The organism is Streptomyces sp. NPDC048331 (assembly GCF_043201215.1).
Taxonomy (GTDB): domain Bacteria; phylum Actinomycetota; class Actinomycetes; order Streptomycetales; family Streptomycetaceae; genus Streptomyces.
The window spans coordinates 1-1,262 of the sequence record NZ_JBICYT010000111.1; the positions used below are offsets into that span (position 1 = coordinate 1).

The window sequence follows — 1,262 nt, forward strand, 5'->3', positions numbered from 1 at the left end:
GTTGGTCTTCCAGTCCGCGCCCGCGGAGGCCATCTTCGACGCCGGCAGGGCCTGGGCCAGGCCGTACGCGCCGGAGGAGGCGTTGGTGGCGGTGTGGTCCCAACCGCTCTCATGCGAAATGATCTTGTCGAAGGCGGCGAACTGGGCCGGGTCCTTGATCATCCGGTGTGCGATCGCCTTGGCGCTCGTCGGGGCCGCCTGGGCGGGAACCGTGGCAAGCATGGAACCGGCGACACCCAGGGCGACGACGGTACCCGCGAGGGCCTTCCTGGAAGCGGCGATGCGACGGATGACGGAGTGGGACACGGAGAAAACCTTCCACAGGGAACAGGGGCGGTCGCGAACACGTCGAGGACATGCGTGAGCCACTCACACGGTGGAGAGGGGTTCGTCGGCGGCGGGTGAGACACCCGTGCCGCCCGGCGACCCGTCCAGTTCTACAGACGACCCGACACACCCGCAACGACCCCTGTTACCAACGACCCTCGCAGAACAACACCCACCCACCCACCACCCCCACCCCGACCCCGCGGCATCCACGCAGGTGGCAACCACCACACGAACACCGAACAAGCCCTGCGACGACCACTACCCCCGTTCGTATGTGACATGGGCCCTATGGGCCGGCTCACCCCCGAAACACCCCGAACTCACCGAACGTCACCACCCGCACCCCCCACCACCGGAACAACCCGCCGGACACCGCAAACCAACCCCGCAAACCACCCCCGAACCGGAAAACCGACAGCCGAACCGACCCGGACCGTCACAGACCGCAGGACCACCACCACCCGCGGCCCCCCACCCACCCCGAGACACACACACCCCCCGACCCCGACCCCACCCGACCGAACCCGACCGGGCCCGACCCAGGCCGACCCCACCCGGCCGAGCCCGGGGCCGAGCCCGACCCCACCCGACCCCGACCCCACCCGACCCCACCCCACCCGACCGGGCAGAACAACCGACACACCCCCTCCCCACACCCCACACCCCCGCAGGACCACGGCCCTCCCGACCCGACCCGACACCCACGACGAACAGAAACCGACCACCCCGACAGAACCTGCCGCGACCACCCCCGTCACAGCCCCACCCCACCACCCCACCCACCACCCGCCACACGCCACCGCCAGGACCAGGCCCCGACAACGGCCCGCGGAGACACCACCGACAGCAACCCCGACAACGGCCGGCGGCAGAGAACACCCCGACCGCCGACCACCGACCGGGCAGGACAGGACCAGGGACGAAGAGACACC

General features: G+C 70.4%; 1 protein-coding gene. It reads right to left on the reverse strand.

Annotated elements, in window-relative coordinates; all coding sequences use genetic code 11:
- Positions 1-306 (reverse strand): lytic transglycosylase domain-containing protein (locus ACGFYY_RS42380; RefSeq protein ID WP_393717995.1); only part of this gene is annotated, 306 nt, incomplete at its 3' end.
- Positions 307-1,262 lie beyond the last annotated feature (956 nt).